At 62.0% G+C, this 6,318-nt stretch carries 11 protein-coding genes; 3 read left to right on the plus strand and 8 right to left on the minus strand.

Annotated features, from left to right (window positions below; all coding sequences use genetic code 11):
- Nucleotides 1-33: 33 nt before the first annotated feature.
- Nucleotides 34-291, minus strand: coding sequence for a BrnA antitoxin family protein (locus tag M3498_02595; protein MDQ3458185.1), 258 nt, complete (start codon nucleotides 289-291; stop codon nucleotides 34-36).
- Nucleotides 272-547: a BrnT family toxin gene (locus tag M3498_02600; GenBank protein MDQ3458186.1), complete on the minus strand. Its 276-nt coding sequence runs from the start codon at nucleotides 545-547 to the stop codon at nucleotides 272-274. Before M3498_02600 ends, M3498_02595 begins: the two co-directional genes overlap by 20 nt.
- 268 nt (nucleotides 548-815) lie before the next feature.
- Here M3498_02600 and M3498_02605 point away from each other — a divergent pair, with 268 nt between their 5' ends.
- Nucleotides 816-998, plus strand: a complete 183-nt coding sequence (locus M3498_02605; protein ID MDQ3458187.1) for a hypothetical protein — start codon at nucleotides 816-818, stop codon at nucleotides 996-998.
- A gap of 15 nt (nucleotides 999-1,013) precedes the next feature.
- Nucleotides 1,014-1,271, plus strand: a complete 258-nt coding sequence (locus tag M3498_02610) for a DUF2283 domain-containing protein (GenBank protein MDQ3458188.1) — start codon at nucleotides 1,014-1,016, stop codon at nucleotides 1,269-1,271.
- 129 nt (nucleotides 1,272-1,400) lie between these two features.
- Here M3498_02610 and M3498_02615 read toward each other — a convergent pair whose 3' ends face one another.
- The 5 genes from M3498_02615 to hemG form a co-directional block, all read right to left on the minus strand.
- The gene (locus M3498_02615; GenBank protein MDQ3458189.1) at nucleotides 1,401-1,748 is read right to left on the minus strand and encodes a BrnA antitoxin family protein; all 348 of its coding nucleotides are present in this window, start codon (nucleotides 1,746-1,748) and stop codon (nucleotides 1,401-1,403) included.
- A complete protein-coding gene (locus tag M3498_02620) occupies nucleotides 1,745-2,005 on the minus strand; it encodes a BrnT family toxin (protein ID MDQ3458190.1) in 261 nt (86 codons plus the stop codon). Before M3498_02620 ends, M3498_02615 begins: the two co-directional genes overlap by 4 nt.
- Before the next feature lie 65 nt (nucleotides 2,006-2,070).
- A complete protein-coding gene (locus M3498_02625) occupies nucleotides 2,071-2,271 on the minus strand; it encodes a type II toxin-antitoxin system RelE/ParE family toxin (protein MDQ3458191.1) in 201 nt (66 codons plus the stop codon).
- 52 nt (nucleotides 2,272-2,323) lie between these two features.
- The gene (locus tag M3498_02630; protein MDQ3458192.1) at nucleotides 2,324-2,518 is read right to left on the minus strand and encodes a hypothetical protein; all 195 of its coding nucleotides are present in this window, start codon (nucleotides 2,516-2,518) and stop codon (nucleotides 2,324-2,326) included.
- Between the two features lie 208 nt (nucleotides 2,519-2,726).
- Nucleotides 2,727-4,127 carry a protoporphyrinogen oxidase gene (gene hemG / locus M3498_02635; protein MDQ3458193.1) on the minus strand — a complete coding sequence of 467 codons (1,401 nt, stop codon included), beginning with the start codon at nucleotides 4,125-4,127 and terminating at the stop codon, nucleotides 2,727-2,729.
- A gap of 112 nt (nucleotides 4,128-4,239) precedes the next feature.
- Between hemG and M3498_02640 the strand changes: the two genes are divergently transcribed.
- Nucleotides 4,240-4,623 (plus strand): VOC family protein, encoded by a 384-nt coding sequence (locus tag M3498_02640; protein ID MDQ3458194.1) that lies wholly within the window; start codon nucleotides 4,240-4,242, stop codon nucleotides 4,621-4,623.
- 73 nt (nucleotides 4,624-4,696) lie between these two features.
- On the opposite strand, the gene leuS is transcribed toward M3498_02640, so the two are convergent.
- Nucleotides 4,697-6,318, minus strand: a 1,622-nt coding sequence (leuS, locus tag M3498_02645; protein MDQ3458195.1) for a leucine--tRNA ligase, incomplete at its 5' end; no start/stop codon positions are given.

A 6,318-nucleotide genomic window follows, 5' to 3' on the forward strand; every position in this document is an offset into this window, starting at 1 on the left:
GGGCTCGAGCTTGGCGTGGGGCTCGAGCTTGCGCTACTTGTGAAGCTGCAACTCCTCGCGGATGACCCGGCGCAAGGTCTGCTCGAGGTCTCCATCCTGCTGCTGTACGTGCTCGCGCAAGGCTTCGTTGATAAGCGTCTGATAGTTGCCGCCGCCAGCTTGGTGTACCTTCTGGCGAAACCAGTCGAGAATATCGGTGTCAATCCGAATGGTGATGCGCGTCTTGTTGCCTGTGGGCGGGACTACAGCACCCTGCTGCGCCCCTTCAAAGTCATACTCTCTTCCGTTCATATACCCTCCTTTCTGCTTTGCTGGCTGGTCGCGCCGAAATCAAGCGGATGCTGTCACGCCTGTGGGTATAAACAACCACGAGTACACGACCGAGAAAATCCACGCCAGCCGTGACCAACCGCTCTTCACCTGCTTCATCGTCTGCTCTCAGCGTGAGAGCGGAAGGATCCTCGAGTACGGTAACGGCATCGGCAAAATCAATGCCGTGCTTATCGAGGTTTGTGGCAGCCTTCTGCGGATCCCATGCATACCTCACAAGCGTATTGTACGCACATCTGATGCACAAACCAAGTAAATTTGGTCCCGAGCCCTCTATCTTTTTGCGCTTCATGCTGTGGCTAGACTTTAGGCTCGAGCAGCGTATGAGACTTGTGGTAGGGCTCGAGGATGATGGGCCCCGGCTTGGGGCGGGGCTCGAGGGTTTGGGATAGGCTCGAGGATGCTAAGGTAGAGGCGTGCACGTTAGGCTCCACCCTCATGCTCAGCAGCGCCTGTTGGAGTGAGGAGCATCGTTAGAAGAGGTAGTGGCAACCGTTGAAAAGGGCGAGGAGTTTCCGGCAAAGTTAGGGAGGACTGGCTTTCGGCGCAATTTTCCCTTTGAGACCGTATGGCGGGGTCAGTTTTACCGGACGAAGCAACTGGAGACTTATGCGGTAAAAGAAGGGGATGACTGGCTGGTCATCACGGTCATTACGCGATTCTTTTAGCAGCGGAGGTGCGCGGTGAAGCTTAGTTACGACGCTCGTTACAATATCGCTTACCTGCATTTAAAGGACAAGCGTGAAGAGGTGGAGTCTTTAAAGATAAGCGATGAGCTTATCATCGACTTGGCGCCCGATGGCACGGTTTATGGTATCGAATTCTTGGATGCCAATGAGCAGCTAAAGCAGGATTTTGGGAAACTGCTCTTTATCAATGAGGCAACAGGAGAGCGTGCCGAGTTGCCGCTACAGGGCCGCCCTCAGGAGGGTAGGACTTGAGCTTGTTGAGGGTGGGGTCCCTGCTTGGCGTAGGGCTCGAGGTTACATGGGTGGGCTCGAGGCTGAATGGGCTCGAGCTTAATGTGGGGGCTCGAGGATGGGGCTCGAGCTTGGGGTGGGGCTCGAGCTTTAGCGGATAATGCCCTCGCGCTTTTCTTCTTCGTAAAGGCGCTCGAGGACGAACTCCTTGAGGAGCGTCTGATAACCCATGCCCTTCTTGCCGGCCAGCTTTTTGAGGCGCGTGAGCGTGTCGTCCTCGAAACGAATCGAGGTGATACTCGAGCGGGTCTTGGGCCTGGGGAGTGGCAACTCGGGGTCAGGTTCGGCTAGTGCCATCATCTCTTCGCTCCACACATGGGTTTTCCAGAAGTCGTGCTCTTCGGCTTCACTCTTAAACTCGGGAATGTCTTTGTGGCTGTAGATGATGGTCATGCCGTCTTCGCTCCTCTGGGCTTGCTTGGCGTTTGTTTGGCTCATCGTCTGTACCTCCTTTTCTCGCTTACCTTGGCGTCGCGGGCGGTGACGACGCGAATCTTGCCGTTGCGGCGGGTGTAGATGACATAAATAATCCGTCCGGCGTCGGTGGTGCTAATAAGGGCGTGGCGTCCTTCGCCACGAATGTTATAAGCGGGGGCGGGAACATTGCGGTTATAGAAGGCATCTTCTACATTGTCTGGGTCGAGATCGTGTTCGGCGATATGCTCGAAATTATGCTCGTCCCAATCAAAAATCATGGCAAAAGTATAAACGATTATAAATACAAGAGCCCGACAGGCAGAGAATTTGGGGCTCGAGGGAATTAGAGCAGCTTGTAAACGTCTCGACGGTGACGAATAAAGAGCACGTCTAGGGTACGGGTGCTGTCGTCAAGCGTATAGATGATGCGGTAGTCACCGAGCCTAAGCCGGTACATGTTCTCTTCACCTTGAATTTTTGCTGTGCCTCGAGGTCGTGGTTCAGTAGAGAGCTTGTCTAGTAAAGCTTGAACGCGCCCTAGCATGTTCTTGGGGAGGGAGCGTAAGTCTTTGATGGCAGTGCGTTTGAGCGTGATCCTATAGGAGGCCATCACGCTTTAATTCCTGCTTCACCTCTTCCCAGGGGATACTCTCTTCATCTTTGACATTGGCCGCCGTTCTCAGGTCGTAGAGGTCCTCGAGTAACCTTTCATACTCATCAACAGGCAGAATGACTTTGGTTTTGCGGCCTTTGGCGTCCACAATGTATTCAGGCTCTAGGGTCTTTGCCATGACACCAGTATAGGCCAAAAGGGAGAGGCTGCCGGGTTCTTGGGCCAGGTCTCGAGCGGTTTATGGGACTTGGGGCAGGACTCGAGCTTCTTGCAGTGGGGCTACTGGGGCTCGAGGCAGGAGCAAGAGCTACAGGAGTTTGCGGAACTCTTGGGCGGTAAGTCCTGCATCCCGCACAATCCCACCCATGGTATAGGCGTTCACCGGGTTATGGCGAGGGATGGTCGGCTGTGGCCGGGTGACGTATAGCCGGCGTGAGTCGTTTTAAGCTTTCCGTCACCGCCCCCGCCACGCGCCGGGCGTCCCTCACGCAGTCGTTTAGCCCTACCCCGTAATAGGCATTGCCCGTGACAAAGAGCGAGCGTCCTGCCAGTGCCGCCATCACCCGCGCGACCCTGGCGCGGTGTCCCAGCTCGTACTGGGGGATGCCCCGCGGCCAGGGAACCCTTTCGGCCAGCTCGGGCTTCGCGGTGATGCCCATGCTGAGCGCGAGGTCACGGCGCACCGCCTCGAGCGCCTCGTCTTCAGTGAGTGCCGCGAAGCCGGGGTCCAGGCTGCCCCCGGCGATTACCCGCAGCAGCACCCGGTCCTCCGGCGCCTGGTCCGGAAAGAGGCTCGAGGCGTAGAGCACGCCGAGGATCCTGAGGCCTTCGCCGCGAGGAACCAGAAAGCCGAAGCCGTCCAGGAGCCGGGGCACGTCGATGCGGTGGTAGCCGAGGCCGTAGACGACCACATCCGCGTAGGAGATTCGCCGCAGCTCGGCGGCCGCCTCCGGCACCAGCGACGCCAGCAGCGCCGCGCTCACGAAGGCGGGCGTCGCCAGGACCACCGCGCTCGCCCCCAAGCGCTCGCCGGACTCGAGGCACACCGTATAGCCTTTGGCCGACTTAAGGATGGCGGTGACGCCCGCCTCCGTCTGCAGCGACCCGCCAAGACGCTCCCGCAGCGCGTCGCTCAGCCTCTGCACCCCGCCCCTGAAGCTCGTCAGGCGGCCCTCACCCCGCTGCCGCTTCTCCCTCCCCGCCCGGACGAGCGCGCGCAGCAGGCTGCCGCCTTGCCGCTCCAGCTCGCGCAGCCTGGGAAAGAGCGCGTCCAGGCTCACCTTGCGAGCGTCCCCCGCGGTGACGCCGAGGACCATCGGTCCGGCCAGGGTCTCGGCAAAGGCCTCGCCGAAGTGCCGCGCCACGAAAGTATGGACCGTCTCCTCCTCCTCACGGGCTTTGGCGAAGACTTCCGCCGCCGCGCGCAGCTTGGCGGCGGGGGAGAGCAACTCGCTCCTCAAAAAGGCCGGCGGTGAGGTGGGCAGGCTGCGGAGGCTGCCGTCCTTGTAGAGCAGGCGGTGTTTGGCCGCGTCGGCGGCGGGCTGGAGCTCAGCCTCCAAGCCCAGCGACCTGGCGAGTTCCACGGTCTCGGGGACGTTGCTGAGAAAGCCGTTCGGCCCCCAGTCGAGGGTGTAGCCGCCGTGCCTGCTCGAGCGCAGCTTGCCCCCGGCCTCGGCCTGCTGCTCGAGCACGGTCGCCTCCAGCTCGGGCCGTCCCTCCTTGAGGTAGTGCGCTACGCTCAGGCCCGAGATGCCGCCACCGACGATGACTACGTCGTGAGTCTTCATGGCTCAAGCATACGAAATGAGCTCTTCCCTTGCCTTCTTGGCCATGACCCTTCCCAGCCATGACCCTTCCCAGCCATGACCGGCGCTGCTATGCTTGCACAGGAGGTCCACCATGAAGCTCGAGCACGTCGCCCTAAATGTCCCGGATGCCCAAGCCGCCGCGGCCTGGTACCAAACGCACCTGAACTTGCGCGTCGTCAAGGCGAGTAGCGCCAGTCCCTACATCCACTTTCTCGCCGACGAGGCGGGCAGCATGCTCGAGCTCTACAGTAATCCGGCCGCGCCGATGCCCGACTACGCCGTGCAAGACCCGGTCACGCTGCACCTGGCCTTTCTCGCCCAGGACATCGCGGGGGAGCGAGAACGGCTCCTGGCTGCCGGCGCCAGGGCCGACGGCGACATCGACACCACCCCGGCGGGAGACCAGATCGCCTTCCTGCGCGACCCTTGGGGCGTTACCTTGCAGCTCGTCAAGCGCGTGCAGCCGCTGCGCTAAGGCGCCTGGGGCCTATCACGGCTCCACCCGCCCGCAGGGCAGGGCGCCGGAACGCCCCGCCGCCGGTCTCGAGCTAGCTGCGGACGACGATGTTCACCAGCCGCCCCGGCACTACGATTTCCTTGACGATGTCCGCGCCCGCTAAGTAGCGCGCGACGTTGGGCGCGGCCTTGGCGCTAGCCAGGATGCTCGCCCTGGCGGCGTCCTTGGGCACGGTGACCTCGCCGCGGCGCTTGCCGTTCACCTGCACCGCCAGGGTCACGGTGTCGCGCGTCAAGGCACCCTCGTCGTAGTCCGGCCAGCCTTGCAGGTGGACCGAGCCCTCACGGCCGCCGCGCTGCCACAGTTCCTCGGCGATGTGCGGGGCGATCGGCGCCAGCATTTTGATCAACGCTTCGCCGCCCTCTTGCCACTCGGGCGTCGCCATGACGGCGCGGCTCTTGGCCCTGTTCATGCTGTTGACCAGGGTCATCAGCTCGGCGATGGCGGTGTTGAAGCGGAAGCCCTCCATGTCCTCGCCGGCCTCCTTGATGGCCGTATGCACCGCGCGGCGCAGCTCTTTCAAGGTGCTCTCGCCGGCATTCTCGTCGGCGCCCTCGTCGGCGGGCGCTTCGGTCAGCAGCGCCCAGACCCGGTTCAAAAAGCGCGCCACGCCCTCGATGCCGCTCGGGTTCCAGGGGCCGCCCGCCTCCCAGGGGCCGATGAACATCAGGTAGGCGCGCACGGCGTCGGCTCCATAGGCGCCCACCAGCTCGTCAGGGTTCACCACGTTGCCGCGCGACTTGCTCATCTTCTCGTTGTCCTCGCCCAAGATGATGCCCTGGTTGCGCAGCTTGCTGAAGGGCTCGCCGACCGAGGTCAGGCCCAGGTCGCGGATCACCTTCGTAAAAAACCTCGAGTACATCAGGTGCAAGATGGCGTGTTCGATGCCGCCCGTGTACTGCTCGACGGGCATCCACGCTCTAGCCAGCTCGCGGTCGAAGGGCGCGTTCTCCAAGTGCGGCGACAGGTAGCGAAACCAGTACCAGGAGGAGTCCACAAAGGTGTCCATGGTGTCGGTTTCGCGCGTCGCTTTGCCTCCACACGCCGGGCAGGTGGTGTTCAAAAAGCCCTGATGGGACTTTAAGGGCGACTCGCCGGTGGGCATGAACGCCACGTCCTCAGGCAGCATCACGGGCAACTCCTCTTCGGGGACGGGCACGACGCCGCAGCCGTCGCAGTAGACCATCGGGATGGGCGTACCCCAGTAGCGCTGGCGGGAGATCAGCCAGTCGCGCAGGCGGTAGGTGACGGCGCCTTTGCCCTTGTCCTCCGCCTCGAGCCAAGCGGTGACCTTGCGGATGCCCTCCAGATTGCTCTCTTTACCCGAAGGCGTACCGTCAAACGGCCCCGAATTGACCATCACGCCGTCACCTGTATAGGCCTCCGTCATGGTGCTGCCGTCCAAGCTTTCGCCCTCGGGTTGAATCACCGGGACGACCGCAAGGCCAAAGGCTCGAGCGAAGGCGAAGTCGCGCTCGTCGTGCGCGGGCACGGCCATGATGGCGCCGGTGCCGTAACCCATCAGCACGTAGTCGGCGATCCAGATGGGAATCCTTTGGTCGTTCACCGGATTGACGGCGTAGGCGCCGATGAACTCGCCCGTCTTCTCCTCGCCTTCGGTCTGCCGGTCGATCTCGGTCATGCGCGAGGCCC

Source organism: Deinococcota bacterium, from assembly GCA_030858465.1.
Lineage (GTDB): Bacteria > Deinococcota > Deinococci > Deinococcales > Trueperaceae > JALZLY01.

What these genes read in the sequence shown, in the direction of transcription:
- hemG (MDQ3458193.1), bottom strand. Translation starts at nt 4,127, where the DNA reads ATGAAGACTCACGACGTAGTCATCGTCGGTGGCGGCATCTCGGGCCTG.
- M3498_02595 (MDQ3458185.1), bottom strand. Translation starts at nt 291, where the DNA reads ATGAACGGAAGAGAGTATGACTTTGAAGGGGCGCAGCAGGGTGCTGTA.
- M3498_02625 (MDQ3458191.1), bottom strand. Translation starts at nt 2,271, where the DNA reads ATGCTAGGGCGCGTTCAAGCTTTACTAGACAAGCTCTCTACTGAACCA.
- M3498_02615 (MDQ3458189.1), bottom strand. Translation starts at nt 1,748, where the DNA reads ATGAGCCAAACAAACGCCAAGCAAGCCCAGAGGAGCGAAGACGGCATG.
- M3498_02640 (MDQ3458194.1), top strand. Translation starts at nt 4,240, where the DNA reads ATGAAGCTCGAGCACGTCGCCCTAAATGTCCCGGATGCCCAAGCCGCC.
- M3498_02630 (MDQ3458192.1), bottom strand. Translation starts at nt 2,518, where the DNA reads ATGGCAAAGACCCTAGAGCCTGAATACATTGTGGACGCCAAAGGCCGC.
- M3498_02620 (MDQ3458190.1), bottom strand. Translation starts at nt 2,005, where the DNA reads ATGATTTTTGATTGGGACGAGCATAATTTCGAGCATATCGCCGAACAC.